Below are 14,988 nucleotides of genomic sequence, written 5' to 3'. Positions count from 1 at the left end.
GTGAGTGGCGATCCGGGTTAGAACCCGAATCGCCACTCACGACCCACGCGACCACTCACCCGAGTTGCGCCGCTCACCCCGGCTTGCATGGTCATACACTCCTATGCATATACTTCCATCATGTCCAAGGTACTCACCTCTCTGCCTGTCGGCGAACGCGTCGGGATCGCCTTCTCCGGCGGCCTCGACACCTCGGTAGCGGTCGCGTGGATGCGCGAGAAGGGTGCAGTGCCGTGCACCTACACCGCTGACATCGGCCAGTACGACGAACCCGACATCGCGTCGGTCCCGGGCCGGGCGAAGGCCTACGGCGCCGAGATCGCGCGCGCCGTCGACTGCAAGGCCGCGCTGGTCGAGGAAGGTCTCGCGGCGCTGTCCTGCGGCGCCTTCCACATCCGCAACGGCGGCCGCACCTACTTCAACACGACCCCGCTCGGCCGCGCGGTCACCGGCACCCTGCTGGTGCGCGCGATGCTCGAGGACGACGTCCAGATCTGGGGCGACGGCTCCACCTTCAAGGGCAACGACATCGAGCGGTTCTACCGCTACGGCCTGCTCGCGAACCCGTCGCTGCGGATCTACAAGCCGTGGCTGGACGCCGCGTTCGTCAGCGAGCTCGGCGGCCGCAAGGAGATGTCCGAGTGGCTGCAGGCCCACGGCCTGCCGTACCGGGACAGCACCGAGAAGGCCTACTCGACCGACGCGAACATCTGGGGCGCGACGCACGAGGCCAAGTCGCTGGAGCACCTCGACACCGGCATCGAGATCGTGAACCCGATCATGGGCGTCCGGTTCTGGGACCCCGAGGTCGAGATCGCGCCCGAGGACGTCACGATCGGCTTCGAGCAGGGCCGTCCGGTGACGATCAACGGCAAGGAGTTCGCCACCGCGGTCGACCTGGTCCTGGAGGCCAACGCCATCGGCGGACGGCACGGGCTCGGCATGTCCGACCAGATCGAGAACCGGATCATCGAGGCCAAGAGCCGCGGGATCTACGAGGCGCCGGGCATGGCGCTGCTGCACGCGGCGTACGAGCGGCTCGTCAACGCGATCCACAACGAGGACACCCTCGCCAGCTACCACAACGAGGGCCGCCGTCTCGGCAGGCTGATGTACGAAGGCCGCTGGCTGGACCCGCAGGCGATGATGCTGCGCGAGTCGCTGCAGCGGTGGGTCGGCGCGGCCGTCACCGGCGAGGTCACCCTGCGGCTGCGGCGCGGCGAGGACTACTCGATCCTCGACACCACCGGCCCGTTCTTCAGCTACCACCCGGACAAGCTGTCCATGGAGCGCACCGAGGACTCGGCGTTCGGCCCGGTGGACCGGATCGGCCAGCTCACCATGCGGAACCTCGACATCGCGGACTCGCGCGCCAAGCTCGAGCAGTACGCCGGGCTCGGCATGGTCGGCGGCGGGCACCCGACGCTGATCGGCGCCGCGCAGGCCGCGTCGACCGGCCTGATCGGGGCGATGGACGCGGGCGGCGCGCAGGCGATCGCCTCGCGCGGCAAGGCCTCGGGCGAGGACGAACTGCTCGACCACGCCGCGATCGAATCCGGCACCGACTGACCCGAATCGAACGGGACGCGAAAGCGCCGGGCGCGCGGCATCGAAGCCGTACGCCCGGCGCTGTTTCTTTCTACTTGCCGCCGAGCTGGGACCGCCGCTGCCCCAACTCGTCCACGAGCCGGGTGATCTCGACCTGCCCGATCGCTTCGGCCAGCACGGAAACCGAGGCGATGCTCTCGATCTGGTACTGGACGGGAACGCCGCCCGACGCTCGCGACCGGGCTTCCGCGTCCGCCTTCTTCTCCGCCTCGACAGCCGAGAAGACGCCGCCCGCCCCGCCGTTGACACAGCTGATCGAGCCGGAGCCGTTCATCGGCAGCGTGGCCGTGTTCCGGCAACTGCCCGCCGAGCGGCCGCCGATGGTGACGTTCGCGGTCATCGTGGCGTTGACCTGGCCGGTGACCTTCCCGCCGCTCGCCGAGGCGGAACTGGTGACGTTCGCGGTCACCGTGCAGCCCGAGGCACTGCACGCGACCGTGGCCGCGCCGTCCATGTCGAACCGCACGCCGGTATTGACGGCACCGGTCAGCTTCTTGGTGTTCGACGTCAGTTCTTCGTAGACGGCGTCGGTCTCCTGCGGTGACAAGGCGTCCACATCGGAGTCACCGAGACCGGCACCCGAGGGCAGCTGCGGCTGCGAACCCGCGCCGGGCAGGGGAGGCATGCCGCCGGGCATTTTCACGGAGTACCGGAGAAGCCGGTGCGGCGCTTCCTTCGACACGTACAGATCGCCGGCGGGCGTGCTCGCCTTGAGCGCCGGGACGTCCCGGACGTTCTGGCCCTCGGTGATCTCGTCCGCCCGCTCCAGCGCCTCGCGCAACCGGTTCGCGAGTTTCTCCGGGGACTCGAACTGCTGCAGGACCGGGCCGAACAGCTCGTCCTCGCCGGTGATCCACCGGTCCTTGAGCTCCTCGGCCGAGTCCGCGGACGCCCCGGGCAGCAGGCCTTCGGGCGCCTTGAAGAACACCTTGCCGCCGACGACCAGGATCTCGATCTTCTTGCCCTGGAAGGACATCGTGCCGGACGTCTCGCCGTACGCCGTGGTCTTGACGTCCGTCTCCATCATCCCGCCGACCGCGGAGGTGCTGTTCCGGACGGCGGGCGCCGAGGAAAGCCCGGCCAGTGCCTGCTCGAAGGGTTCACGGCCGGCGTTCGAGGGCCACAGCAACCAGGTCGTCAGACCCGCGAGAAGCACCACCACCAGCCCGGCGATCCCGGCGAACAGCGGCCACCGGGGTTTCCGGGCGGGCGGCGCCGGTACCGGTTGCGGGACCCAGCCCTGCGGCGGCGGCCACTGCGCGCCTCCGGGTGGGAATGATTGCTCCACGTCGCCCTCCATCACTGAATTCACCGAACGAACCCAAAGCTAGGGAGGAAGGATGAAAACTTGATGAAACGCGATCAGGTCCCCTGCCGCGCCGGGCGGACGCGGCAGGGGAAGCCGGTTCAGCCCTTGCGCGCGAACGAGATCCGGTGCAGCCCACCGGGTGTCTCGTCGGCCAGGTACAGCTCGCCGTTCTGATCGGTGCCGAACGTGGTGGCGTCGAGCGGGAACTGGCCGATGCGGGCGCTTTCGTAGGTGCCGTCGGCCTTCTTGCGGACGGCCCAGGCCGTTCCCTGGCAGAAGTCGGTGGCGAGATAGGTCCCGCCTGCCAGCGCGGCGTACTTCCGGCCGCGGTAGACGTGCCCGCCGATCACCGCGCAGCCCTCCGCGCCGGAGATGTAGTGGAAGACCGGTTCGGTGTAGGTCACGCCGTCCTCGCACCGCGTCTCGTCGAACACGACCGGCCCCTCCTTGCAGGACCAGCCGAAGTTCGCGCCACCCTTGCCCTTGGCGAGGTGGTCGACCTCCTCGAAGCGGCCCTGGCCGACGTCGCCGATCCACAGCGAACCATCGGCCGGGTCGAAGGAGAAGCGCCAGGGATTGCGCAGCCCGTACGCCCAGATCTCCGGCCGCGCGCCCGCGACGCCGGCGAACGGGTTGCCCGCCGGGACACAGTATTTGAGCGGACGGCACGCGCGGTTGACGTCGACGCGCAGGATCTTGCCCAGCAGCGTGTCCAGGCGCTGCCCGCTGGCCAGCGGATCGCCGCCTCCGCCGCCGTCGCCGATCCCCCAGTACAGGTAGCCGTCCGGACCGAACGCCAGCTGGCCGCCGTTGTGGTTGGAGAACTCGGCATGCGGCTGGGTGATCAGCTCGGTGAGCTCGCCGGTGTCGAACCGGACCCGGGACAACGTCACCGCGCTGTCGGACTTGCGGGTGTACGCGACGTAAGCCCGCCTGTCCTTGGCGATCGCGAGCCCGAGCAGCCCGCGCTCGACGTCCGCGCCGTTCACCTTGTCGCTGATGTCGAGGACCGGTTTGGCGGCGAGCCCGGTCCTGGGGTGGTAGGCGCGGACGACCCCTCGTTTCTCCACGATGAGGATCCGGCCGCTCCCGTCGTCGAGCGCCGTGATCGCGGTCGGGTTCACCAGCCCGGACGCGACCTTGGTCGCCGTGGCGGTCAGCTCACCGAGCGGAACACCCCGCGTTTCCCGCGTTTCCGCGCTGCTCGCGGCCGGGAGCAGCGTCCCGGCCAAGGCGAGCCCGGCCACCAGGGACAACCCCCGGCGGAGGTGCCGTCGCGTCATGAGGGACTCCAATCGCCAGTGAATGGTCTGGTCCAATTCAACAGCGGTCGGCGGAGCGGCGGTACCTCCATCCGCGAGGTTTTCGTTGGTTTCTTTCCGGCCGAGCACGAACATCTGCTCGCCCAAGATCGTTTTCTTGCCGTTCACCCTTCTTTCGGGGCAATTCGGACATGGGCCATACCCCCGAGTAGCCACTTGTGTGACTTCTGTATGCTCCGCTCTCGCTCGATGGGATTACTCATCCCCCATCCGGGCGAGCCGTTGCGGTCGGGGCCTGTGGTCGCACGCGGCACTGGCATTCGTGGTCCGTATTTCGGATAGGAGACACATGCACGGCAGGTCAGTTCTGGTTCGCGGCGGGATCGCGGTCGCCACCGCGGCCGTCGCGCTGACGATGGCCGCTCCGGCCGCCCTCGCCGACGACGGCGCGGCACGGGGCCGGGTCGTCGAAAATTCCGGCACCGAAGGTTTCAGCGTCAACTTCGAGGGCGGGCAGCACTACGTCACGAAGCTGTTCGGGCTGAAGCTCTCCGACGGCAGCAAGCTCAAGATGTACTGCGTGCAGGTCGAGGTCGGCATGCGCACCGATCAGGACATGATCGAACGTCCGTGGAACAAGTACCCGGACGCCGCTTCGCCGTTCAACAAGAACAACTCGAAGATCAACTGGGTCCTGCACCACGGCTACCCGGCCGTCGCCGTGAAGGCGCTCGAGGGCGCGCTCGGCAAGGACGTCAAGCTGACCGACGGCCTGTCCGTCGAGGAGGCCGTGACCGCGACGCAGGCCGCCGTCTGGCACTTCAGTGACGGCAAGAACCTCGACCGCAAGAAGCCGCTCCCCTACGAGAGCGCCGAAGAGTCCGCCGACGTGCTGGCCGTCTACGACTACCTCACCGGCGAGAAGAACGTCGGCATCGGTGCGCAGCCGAAGCCGACCCTCGACATCGGCCCGGCCAAGGCCTCGGGCGCGACCGGCTCCAAGATCGGTCCGTTCAGCATCGCCACCAACGGTGACATCACCGAGCTGACGAGCAAGCTGCCCGAGGGCGCCAAGGTCACCGACGCCGACGGCAAGGAGATCAAGGCCGCCGCCATCAAGGACGGCACCAAGGTCTACGTCGACGTTCCCAAGGACGCCAAGGACGGCAACGGTTCGTTCTCGCTGAAGGTGAGCGGCCACCTCGACACCGGTCGCCTGTTCGTGGGCGAGAACTACGCCAAGGTGCCCGCGCAGTCCCTGATCGTGGCGGAGTCCGAGAAGACCTCGGTCGTCGCGAACGCGACCGTGGCCTGGAAGCAGGGTGGCGCTCCCGCCACCGACACCCCGGCGCCCACCACCCCCGGTGGTGCCGAGTCGGGTGGCGGCGACGAGCTGGCCAACACCGGTGCCTCCGCGACCATGCCGCTGGTGATCGGCGGCGCGCTCCTCGGCGCGGGTGTGCTGATGGTGCTGCTGGTGCGCCGTCGCCGTAGCGAGGCGTAAGAAGCGAACGAAGAAGCGGGGCCGGTCCATTGTGGACCGGCCCCGCTTTCGCGTTCACCGGTCGTAGTGCGTGCCCGGCGTATGCCCGAAGGCGCGGCGGAAGACGTCGATGAACGCGCTGGTCGACGACCAGCCGCAGGCATGCGCCACCGCGGTCACCGGAGTGTCCTCGGAGAGGAGGGCCAAAGCGCGATAGAGCCGCAATTGTGTGCGCCACTGCGGGAAAGTCATGCCGAGATCGGCTTTGAAGAGCCTGGCGAGGGTGCGATCGCTCGCCCCGACGCGGGCGCCGAGGGCGGCCAGCGTCCGGTTGTCGGCCGGATCGGCGCTGAGTATCTCGCACAGTGCGCGCAGCCGCGGGTCGTCCGGCGTCGGCAGGTGCAGGGCTTGCTGCGGCGAGGCGCGCAGCTGGTCGAGCAGGACCGCTCGCAGCCGGCGGCGTTCCGGGGTGTCGTCGTGCGGCGGATCGGTGTACGCGCGGATGAGTTCGCGCAGGAGCGGGCCGACGGCCAGCACGCTCGGTTCGTTCAGCCGCAAGGGGTTCACGGTCGCGGGCAGGCCGACGAGGCGGAGTTCGAGGTCGCCGTGCGCCTGGTGGGCGTGCACGGTCCCGGCAGGCACCCAGATGGCCCTCGTGGCCGGCGCGACCCAGGAACCCTTGTCGGTCGTGATCGCCAGTACGCCACGGGCGGCGTAGACGACTTGGTGTTCGTCGTGGCGGTGCGCGTCGACGATCGCGCCCGAGGCCAGTGACCGGACCTGGGTCGGCGCCTCGGGCAGGTGGCGGATTTCCGTCATTGTTTGTCATTTTATCGGAAGCGCGACACCGACACCCGCGACAAGCATGGCGGGATGCCGAAGATCAAAGCGATCGCCCTGCTCTCGGCCGGGCACGCGTGTGTGGATGTGTATCAGGGTTCGGTCGCCGCGCTGGTGCCGTTCTTCGCGGCCGAACGCGCCTACGGATACGCGGCGGTGTCGGGTATCGTGCTCGCCGCCTCGCTGCTTTCGTCGGTGGCCCAGCCGTTGTTCGGCGCGCTGACCGACCGCTGGGCGATGCCGTGGCTGCTGCCGTCGGCCACGCTCCTCGGCGGGCTCGGCATCGGCTTCGGCGGGCTGGTCGATTCGTACGCGCTGACACTCGCGTTCGTCGCCGTGTCGGGAATCGGCGTGGCCGCCTATCACCCCGAGGCCGCCCGGGTCGCGAGGATCGCGGGCGGCGGCGGGCACAAGGCCATGGGCTGGTTCTCTCTCGGCGGGAACATCGGCTTCGCGGCCGCCCCCGTACTCGTGGCCGCGGTCATGGCGCTGGGCGGGCTCCGGATGTCACCGCTGCTCGTCGTCCCCGCGCTGGCCGGATCCGTGCTCTGCCTGCCCGTGCTGCGCGTCCTCACGCGGAAGGCCGGCGCCGGCGGCTCTCGATCGGACGTCGTCGGCGTCGACGACTGGAGGTCGTTCGCGAAACTGTCGGTGTCGGTCGTCTTCCGCTCGATCGTGTTCGTCGGGCTCAGCACGTTCGTCTCGCTCTACGCCCAGCAGCGGACCGGAGGCGGCACGACGACGGGCAGCGCCGCGCTGTTCCTGCTCTATCTCGGCGGCGCCGTGGGCACTCTGCTGGGCAGCAGGCTGGCCGGGCGCCGGGGCCGGGTCACCGTGGTCCGCTGGTCGTACCTGGCCACCGTCGTCACGGTCGCGGGAGTCGTGTTCGGACCCGGCCCGGCGTTCTTCCCGTTCGTCCTGCTGGCCGCGGTGAGCCTGTACATCCCGTTCTCCCTGCAGATCACCCTCTCCCAGGACTACCTCCCCACGCGGGTCGGCACCGCCAGCGGCGTCACCCTCGGCCTGACGGTCAGCATCGGCGGTCTCGCGAGCCCCGTCATCGGAACGATCGCCGACCAAACTTCCCTTCAAACAGGGCTGTTACCGTTGATCGCGCTTCCCGCCTTATGCTGGCTCGTGACCCGCTCACTGGGGGAACCGGACACGCCGAAGGCCACGGATCAGCGGAACACGCCCGATGGCGTGAAACTCGTGGACAAGAGAAACTGAAACCACGGCGAAAATCGCTCGTCCACTGTGGACTTGAGACGATATCCGGATGCCATAGGGTCGAAACGCCCGTGCGGACGCACGTGCAAATTCGTCTGTTCGTGTATTAATTGACCCACAATTCATCGCGTGCAACCCCATCATTGGAGACACTGGACAGTCGGAGACCAAACGGGGGGACACCGCATGGACTACGTGGGACAGCTCTCGCATCAGCCGGAAGCAGCCTGGAAGAGCGGTGGGGTCGGACGATGACCGCCCCGGCCGGTCTCGGAGTCCCCGCGGACCGGCCTTGGCAGATCCCCGCCGCACCGGCTGTGTTCGAGGCACGGGAGCGGTTCACCGCCGAACTCGACCGGCTCTGGCGGGAAGGCGCCGGACGCCGGTTGGTGGTCGTGAGCGGAGTGGGCGGAGTCGGCAAATCCTCACTGGCCCTCGATTGGCTCGAGCGCCAGGCGGACGAGTTCCCCCACGGCATCCTGTACAGCGACCTCGGCGGAGCCCGCGAGCATCCACCGGAAGATCCCGGAGAAGTCCTGCACGGATTCCTCACGGCGCTCGGGACTTCGCCCGCGGAGATCCCGATGAGCCTCGACCAGCGCGCGGCGGCGTTCCGCACGGTCACCGCCGCGCGGCGGATGGCGATGCTGCTCGACGACGCCGCGTCCGTCGCGCAGGTCCGCCCGCTCCTGCCCGCGGGCCAGGCGACGGTCGTCCTCGTCACCAGCCGGTGGCGGCTGACCGACCTGGGTATCGACGGGGCGCAGTTCGTCGACCTCCCGCCGCTCACCGATACCCAGGCACGGGCGCTGTTCGAGCGGTACGCCGGAACCGAACGCATCCAAGCCGATCCTCCCGCCGCCGCTGAAATAGTGACGTCGTGCGGCGGGCTCCCGCTCGCTCTCTCGGTGGCGGCGGCCCGTCTGAGAACCCGGCCGCGGCGAACGCTCGCTCGTGAGGCTGCCGCCTATGGGCGGTGGACGTCAACGGGCGGCAGGTCCGCAGATAAGGCGCTTTCCTTGAACGCGATCTTCGAAGTCGTGTACGAAGGGCTACCGCAGAGCGCGGCTGGGGTCTACCTGGCGTGCGGAGTGCACCCTGGGCCTTTCGTGTCCATAGAGCCCTTGGCCACCGCGTTGGGTCGTCCGGCCGGTTCCGTCGAGGACGATGTCGACGAATTGATCGAGGCGAATCTTCTGACCGAAACCGGCGAAGACCGATTCGTCCAGCACATGGTGCTGCACAGTGATGCGCGTACCCGCGCATCCACCGCCTTGTCGTTCGAGGAGCGGGAACGACTGGGCCGGTCGTTCGCCGGCTGGTATCTCGACCGGGTGCTGGCCGCGGACGAGGCGATCCATCCGCATCGGACCCGGTACGCCACTCGCGCGCGACGGTCGAAGGACTTCGTCGAGCGCGCCGACGGTCTCGCCTGGTGGCGTGAGCACCAATCTGTGATCCGCGCCGTGTTCAGCGAGGCGGCCGATCACGACTGGGATGACATCGTGTGGCAGTTCTGTGAAGGATCGTGGGGTTTCTTCCTGCATCACCGGGATTATCGGCCGTGGATCGCGATGAACGAGCGTGGCGTACTGGCCGCGACGCGTGCGAACCTGCCCTTGATCCAGGCGCGGCTCAGATCCCAACTCGGCTACGCCTATGCCAAGCTCGGCTGGTACGACAAGGCGGCCGACGAGAACATGATCGCACTTCGCTTGGGACGGCAGGAGAATCACGGGCCGACCCAGGCGACGGCACTCTCCCAGCTGGGCAGATCCGCGCGAGGGCGAGGTGATCTCGAAGGCGCCCTCGACTTCTACCGCCAGGCCGCCGATCTCCAAGAGGGGCTGGGAATTCCCCGAGGGGTCGCGTTGTGCCGCCGCCGGCAGGGTGAGGTGCTCGCCAAACTCGGCCGACACAGCGAAGCCATGATCGAGCTGACCGCCGCGGCGACCGTGATGGCCGAACTGGGCGATGCCGCCCAGCACGCTCGATCCGTCATGGCGCTCGCCGGTATCCAAGCCGACGAAGGTCGTGCCGAGGACGCGATCGTCAGGCTGGCCGAGTCGCTACGGACGATGCGAACCCTTGATTCCCCCTACTACACCGCCGAAATCCTGACCGCTCTCGGCCGTATCGAACTTCAATGCGGTCGAGAGAAGGAAGGCACTGGCCACCTCGCCGAGGCTCAGGTTCTCTACGGCGAGCTGGGTCATGCCAACGCCAGTGCACCCGGAGACGGACCTCAGCCGTGAACTCCAATCCCCCTGATCGCGTCGGCGCGGTTTCGCCGTCATCACCGTCGTTCCCGTCCGGGTGGCGATGACGCAGCCGTGCGGATGGACCGCGATCACGGCGGTCGCGCCGGGGTATCCGCTCAACGCCGCCTCGGCTGCCAACCGGGCCTGGCCGGCTGTTTGCCCGTCTCGCAGGAGCAACATGTCCCCCGCCGTCACCCACGCACGCGGCGCACGGTCGACAGCGACGGCGAGGATATCGCCGTCGCGATCGGCGATTCGCAGATGAAGGCGGGCCACTCCCGGCACGAGGCCGTGGACGGCGTACACGATTCCCATGACGTCACTCCTCGACCGGCAGAGGAACGGGCAGCGGCGGGACCATCGGCGGGCACTCCGGCTCCGGCAGTCCCAAGAGGCGGTACATGGCCGACCGCAAGATGCCGGCCGCTTGGCCCGGCCTGGAGCTGATCGCAGCCCCGATGACCGCAGAAAGGCGCTCTCGACGCCGGATCGCCGCCTCCTCCTGTGCGGGTAATGGCCCCGCCTCCAGGGTCGGAGCGGCCTCCCTGACGAGATCGGCGATGCTTCCGGGGCGCAGCCGGTCGCCCGGCTCGGCGGCCATGGTGACCGGGCATCCGATGGCGGCAGCGTACGCAGTGGTCGAGCCGTGGTCACCGATCACCCAGTCCGACGCGACCATGGTCGCCTGCCAGCCGTGATCCGGCGGGATCAGCCGCAGGCCGGCCTCGACGCAGTCGGAGAGCCAAGCCGTCACCTGTCTCCGTCCGTGGACAGTCCATACGTTGGGGTGCAGCACCGCCGCGACCGAATAGCGGGTCGCCGGCAGAGCGTCGAGAATCGCCTTGCAGAGACCCGGGACCCGGCCGAAAACCGAGTCGGTCGACCACGTCGAGCTGATCGTCACCAACCGCCGACGCGGCTTCACTCCGAGCGCCCGCCGGTAGTGTTCGCGGAACCGGCCGCCGTCGATCATCCGGTCCAGGCAGATGTCGCCCGCCACGACGGCGACGGGCAGCGCTTCCGGGCACAGCGACCCGAGCGCCTCCCTCTCCTCCTCGGTGGCCAGCGCCAGAGCCGAGGGAAGGATCCGGCCGCGGTAAGTCAGGAGTTCACGGTCGAGGCCCGTGGCGGGCAGCGCCGGTGTCTCCGCCTTACGGCTGTACAGATACGACTTCATCGTCCCCGCTCCGTGCCCGACCAGCAGGACCGGACCCCGGATCTGTTCGAGATGGCGATGGCTGGCCGCCAGGACGAGGTCGAACGTGTGGTGGACGGCCTGCGCCCACGGCATGAGCAGCCCGTGCCGGGCCCGGACGAATTCCTCCACCCCCGGCCATTGGTCCGTGGTGTGCGGAACCGTGAACACCACCTGCACCCGGTGATCCGATTCGAGCAGCGGGACGATGTCCAGCAGCCGCGTGCCCGCGGTCAGAGTCGGCACGATGACGAGTGCCGTCCGACACCCCGCCAGCGTCACCCTCGCCTCCGCACCCGTCCCGATCGGACCCCGGATCCACATCTCCCCGTTCACGAGCATCCCCTCTCGTCCGTCGAATGTGAGAGCGAGAGTGGCCGGTCCACCTGACATCAACCTTTCGTGCGGCGGTTGACACACCTGACAATGGATCACCACTCGTGCGGTCCACCCTGGCCACGCTGGTTCGAAACGAAAAAGAATGTGAAACTAGTGGGCGAGGCGAGGGGCGGCAGCGACACTGCCGAAGGGAAGGGGGCTGCCATGGAAGTTGCCTTCGGAGTTCTCGGGCAGACTACAGTGCGAATGCACGGGAATTTGGTCGTGAATTGGGGGCGACCACGCGAACAGGGCATCCTTGCAGCCCTGTTAACACGTCCCGGAAGACGTCTTTCCATCGAAAACGTAGTCGAATGGGTTTGGGACGAGCAAGAACAACGTCCACGTGACCCGCGGGCTACGATGTACCAATATGTCACCCGTCTTCGCCACCTTTTCCGGGAGACGCGTGCACCGGCGACACTGGTCACGGCGAACGGCCGCTACACCCTCGACGTCGACCCGTCGTTGATCGACTACGTCGCCTTCCGCAAGACGATGAAGGAGGCGAGGTCATTCGGGGACAGTGACGAACACCTGCGCGCGTGCGAGGCCGCGGCGGCGGCCGTGGGACTGTGGAGGGAGCATCCACTGGCCGATCTCACCACCCGCCCCGCGGAAGACTGGCGCACGTCGTTCGTCAACTCGGATTGGATACCCGCGAACGCTTTCCTGCTCGACGAACTGATCGCTACCGGGCAATCGGTCGCCGCGCTTCACCGGCTGGACGAACTCGATCGCGACCATCCCGACGAACTGAGCTTCGCCAAGCTCCGTCTGCGGGCGTTGAAATCCGCAGGCCGCCACGGGGAAATCAACGCGATCTACCTGAGAAGGTATCGAGCGTTTCGCGTCGAGGGCGATGAGCAGGCAGCCGACGAGCTGCGCGAGTTCCATCGCGAACTCACGGAGACGATTCCGAAATCTCTCCGGATCACCACGGGAACAATAGACAGAAAGCCGGAGAAAGTCGAGGAAAGCGTCGTCCCGCCGCGGCGACTGCCACGCGACATCGATCGTTTCGTGGGCCGCGAGGACATCCTGACGAAACTCGACTCCTTGACCACCGACTCCGCCGGGGCCCCGCTGGCGACGATCGTCTGCGTGACCGGACCGCCCGGTGTCGGCAAGACGACGACCACCGGACACTGGGCCCACCGTGCCGCGGAGCGGTTCACCAACGGCGTGATCATGCTCGACCTCCACGGATTCAGTCAGACACCGCGCCTGGAAGCCACCGACGTCGTCGATGCCCTGCTTTCGGCGTTCGACTTCCCCGTCGACCGGATCGTCAGCCCAGCCGGACGGATGTCGAAACTGGCCTCGATCCTTTCCCTGAGACCCGCGCTCGTCGTCCTCGACAACGTGGAAAACTTCGCCCATGTCCAGCCCCTGCTGGACGTGCTGACTCCGTGCACGGTGATCCTCACATCCCGTCGACGCATGACCCCACTGACAGCCCTGCACAACGTCCCCTCTGTCGCGCTCGAACCGTTGTCACCCGCCGAGTCGTGCGAACTGCTGGCGCACCGCATGCGTACCCGCGGACAGCACGAACCCGATGTCCTCGAGGCACTCGCTCGGTCGTGCGACTGCATTCCACTCGCTCTGAGCATCGTGGCCGACCGCGCGGCCAGCCGTGGCGGATTGCGCCTGCGCACACTCGCCGATCAACTGAAGGACGCGGAGACCCTTCTGACGATCGGTGACGACGGAGACGGTGCAGGAATCCACCTGCAGTCCGCTTACTCATGGTCCTACAACGCTCTCGAAGAGGCAGAGCAGCGCATGTTCCGCCTGCTCGGCCTGCATCCCGGCACGGAGGTGAGTCCCGCGGCACTCGCCGCGGCAGGGGCGATCAGCGTCCCTACCGCACGCAGGTCGCTGGATGCGCTGTTCGCCGCACACCTGATTCAGCATCCCGGCGATCTGGACCGATATCGCATGCACGACATCCTGCACCGCTACGCGGCGACCCTCGCCAGCCGCGAGTGTGGCGACGACGGTCCGCGAAGGCGACTGTTGTCGTTCTACCTGCACACTGCCTTCAACGCACATGCGACGGTGTACCCGCACAAACCACGGCCGCCGATGATCCCTATCGAGCCTGGTTGCGCTCCCCTCGCCTTCGCGTCACCCGCGAAGGCGCGCCAGTGGTGTCTTCAAGAGAGAACGAACCTCAACGCTCTCGTCGAAGACGCCCATCGGTACGGGCTGCACGAGTACGCATGGCGCATACCCCACGTCACCACCGACATCTACGACCGGTACGGGTTTTACGACGACATCGTGAACGGCCTGGCGATCGCCGCGAGATCCGCGGCGGCAACGGGTGACCGGGTCGCTGAGGCAGCCACACTGAACGATCTCGGACAGATCCACATGATCATCGGCAACGACCGCGAAGCGGATCATTACCTGACGAGCGCGTACGAATTGGTGCAGACACATGGCTACGAATTCGGCAGGCTCACCATTCTGCTCAACCGGGCACGGCAGCACCACCACGCCGGCCGCACGACCGAAGCCGTCGCGCGCTATCGTGAATGCCTTGAGTTGGCGCTCGTGGTGCGACATCCCGGCCACCTCGGAGTCACCGAATACAGGCTCGGCGACGCTTTGGAAGCGGCGGGCGAGCATCAGGAAGCGTTGGAGCACTACCGTCACGCCTTGCGGATGAACCAGGAAACGGGAGACGCTTCGGCGCAGTTGTCCGTGCACTCGGCGATGGCGATCGCCCTTACGCGGATGGGCCGCTTCGGCGAGGCCGAACACCAATGCGACAAAGCTCTGGTCCTGGCCGACGAGATTCATCATCTTCCGGCGACCATGAAGCTGTACACAGTCCTGGCTGAGCTAGCACACGCGAGACGCAGGGACGGAGAAGCGATGCGGTACGCCGACCACGCGATCGGCCTCGCCCTCCGCAGTCACAACGCCACGGGCTTGGCCCGCGCGAGGGCCACCCTTGGTCGCATCCTCGCTGATCACGGCAATGTTTCCGAAGCCCGCGAGCTTCTCGAAGAAGCAGCAGGGCTCTACCAAGACAGAGGACGGCACACCAAAGCGGCCGAGCTCGCACCGCTGATCGCCGAACTGGCCAGCCGCGAGCCGGAGATCCCGGCGACACGGACCGGCGACGAGGACACTGTCGCCATGCTTCCACCACCCCGACGCGCCGGGAAGATTCACTCCAGGTAGTGAATCTTGCACTTCCGCACTTGTCCGTCGGCCGGATCTTTGCTGCTCTCCGCGTTGCTGCCCGGCAACAGAGCGCGAGCGCGCGACTAGAGCATTGACGTCTGCTCACCAGCGGCCCTATCGTCCTCAGCGCGTCCATCAGGGTTTATTGACTCCCTGGACGTTCCCCACCTATTGCCTGAGGAGCACGTTGAAAAAGCTGTCACACTCCAGGTCGTTCA

At 67.6% G+C, this 14,988-nt stretch carries 9 protein-coding genes; 5 read left to right on the top strand and 4 right to left on the bottom strand.

Going from position 1 to position 14,988, the window contains the following annotated elements; genetic code table 11:
* Positions 1-120 precede the first annotated feature (120 nt).
* Positions 121-1,569: an argininosuccinate synthase gene (gene argG, locus AORI_RS51770; protein ID WP_016332537.1), complete on the top strand. Its 1,449-nt coding sequence runs from the start codon at positions 121-123 to the stop codon at positions 1,567-1,569.
* Positions 1,570-1,639: 70 nt separating this feature from the next.
* On the opposite strand, the gene AORI_RS51765 is transcribed toward argG, so the two are convergent.
* On the bottom strand, positions 1,640-2,896 hold the full coding sequence (locus AORI_RS51765; protein WP_228688336.1) for a type I-U CRISPR-associated protein Cas7: 1,257 nt from the start codon (positions 2,894-2,896) through the stop codon (positions 1,640-1,642).
* 119 nt (positions 2,897-3,015) lie between these two features.
* A complete protein-coding gene (locus tag AORI_RS51760; RefSeq protein WP_043848670.1) occupies positions 3,016-4,200 on the bottom strand; it encodes a PQQ-dependent sugar dehydrogenase in 1,185 nt (394 codons plus the stop codon).
* A 328-nt stretch (positions 4,201-4,528) separates the two neighbouring features.
* Here AORI_RS51760 and AORI_RS51755 point away from each other — a divergent pair, with 328 nt between their 5' ends.
* The gene (locus AORI_RS51755) at positions 4,529-5,683 is read left to right on the top strand and encodes a thioester domain-containing protein (protein WP_016332534.1); all 1,155 of its coding nucleotides are present in this window, start codon (positions 4,529-4,531) and stop codon (positions 5,681-5,683) included.
* A 54-nt stretch (positions 5,684-5,737) separates the two neighbouring features.
* Here the strand turns inward: AORI_RS51755 and AORI_RS51750 are convergent, their stop codons facing one another.
* Positions 5,738-6,481: an AraC family transcriptional regulator gene (locus AORI_RS51750; protein ID WP_016332533.1), complete on the bottom strand. Its 744-nt coding sequence runs from the start codon at positions 6,479-6,481 to the stop codon at positions 5,738-5,740.
* Between the two features lie 54 nt (positions 6,482-6,535).
* On the opposite strand from AORI_RS51750, the gene AORI_RS51745 reads away from it, so the two are divergent.
* Both AORI_RS51745 and AORI_RS51740 read left to right on the top strand, forming a co-directional pair.
* Positions 6,536-7,732 (top strand): MFS transporter, encoded by a 1,197-nt coding sequence (locus tag AORI_RS51745; protein WP_016332532.1) that lies wholly within the window; start codon positions 6,536-6,538, stop codon positions 7,730-7,732.
* A 251-nt stretch (positions 7,733-7,983) separates the two neighbouring features.
* Complete coding sequence (locus tag AORI_RS51740) at positions 7,984-9,987, top strand: tetratricopeptide repeat protein (protein ID WP_016332531.1); 2,004 nt, start codon at positions 7,984-7,986, stop codon at positions 9,985-9,987.
* A gap of 325 nt (positions 9,988-10,312) precedes the next feature.
* Here AORI_RS51740 and AORI_RS51735 read toward each other — a convergent pair whose 3' ends face one another.
* Entirely contained in the window at positions 10,313-11,530 is a 1,218-nt protein-coding gene (locus tag AORI_RS51735) for a hypothetical protein (protein WP_016332530.1), read from the bottom strand.
* A gap of 399 nt (positions 11,531-11,929) precedes the next feature.
* Here AORI_RS51735 and AORI_RS51730 point away from each other — a divergent pair, with 399 nt between their 5' ends.
* Complete coding sequence (locus tag AORI_RS51730; RefSeq protein WP_016332529.1) at positions 11,930-14,767, top strand: ATP-binding protein; 2,838 nt, start codon at positions 11,930-11,932, stop codon at positions 14,765-14,767.
* Positions 14,768-14,988 lie beyond the last annotated feature (221 nt).

The organism is Amycolatopsis keratiniphila, from assembly GCF_000400635.2.
GTDB classification, from domain to species: domain Bacteria; phylum Actinomycetota; class Actinomycetes; order Mycobacteriales; family Pseudonocardiaceae; genus Amycolatopsis; species Amycolatopsis keratiniphila.
This window is presented reverse-complemented; position numbering and strand designations above follow the sequence as displayed.

Excerpts from the sequence above, each read along its gene's own strand:
- AORI_RS51755 (WP_016332534.1), top strand. The coding sequence starts at position 4,529 with ATGCACGGCAGGTCAGTTCTGGTTCGCGGCGGGATCGCGGTCGCCACC.
- AORI_RS51760 (WP_043848670.1), bottom strand. The coding sequence starts at position 4,200 with ATGACGCGACGGCACCTCCGCCGGGGGTTGTCCCTGGTGGCCGGGCTC.
- AORI_RS51745 (WP_016332532.1), top strand. The coding sequence starts at position 6,536 with ATGCCGAAGATCAAAGCGATCGCCCTGCTCTCGGCCGGGCACGCGTGT.
- argG (WP_016332537.1), top strand. The coding sequence starts at position 121 with ATGTCCAAGGTACTCACCTCTCTGCCTGTCGGCGAACGCGTCGGGATC.
- AORI_RS51750 (WP_016332533.1), bottom strand. The coding sequence starts at position 6,481 with ATGACGGAAATCCGCCACCTGCCCGAGGCGCCGACCCAGGTCCGGTCA.
- AORI_RS51740 (WP_016332531.1), top strand. The coding sequence starts at position 7,984 with ATGACCGCCCCGGCCGGTCTCGGAGTCCCCGCGGACCGGCCTTGGCAG.
- AORI_RS51735 (WP_016332530.1), bottom strand. The coding sequence starts at position 11,530 with ATGCTCGTGAACGGGGAGATGTGGATCCGGGGTCCGATCGGGACGGGT.
- AORI_RS51730 (WP_016332529.1), top strand. The coding sequence starts at position 11,930 with ATGTACCAATATGTCACCCGTCTTCGCCACCTTTTCCGGGAGACGCGT.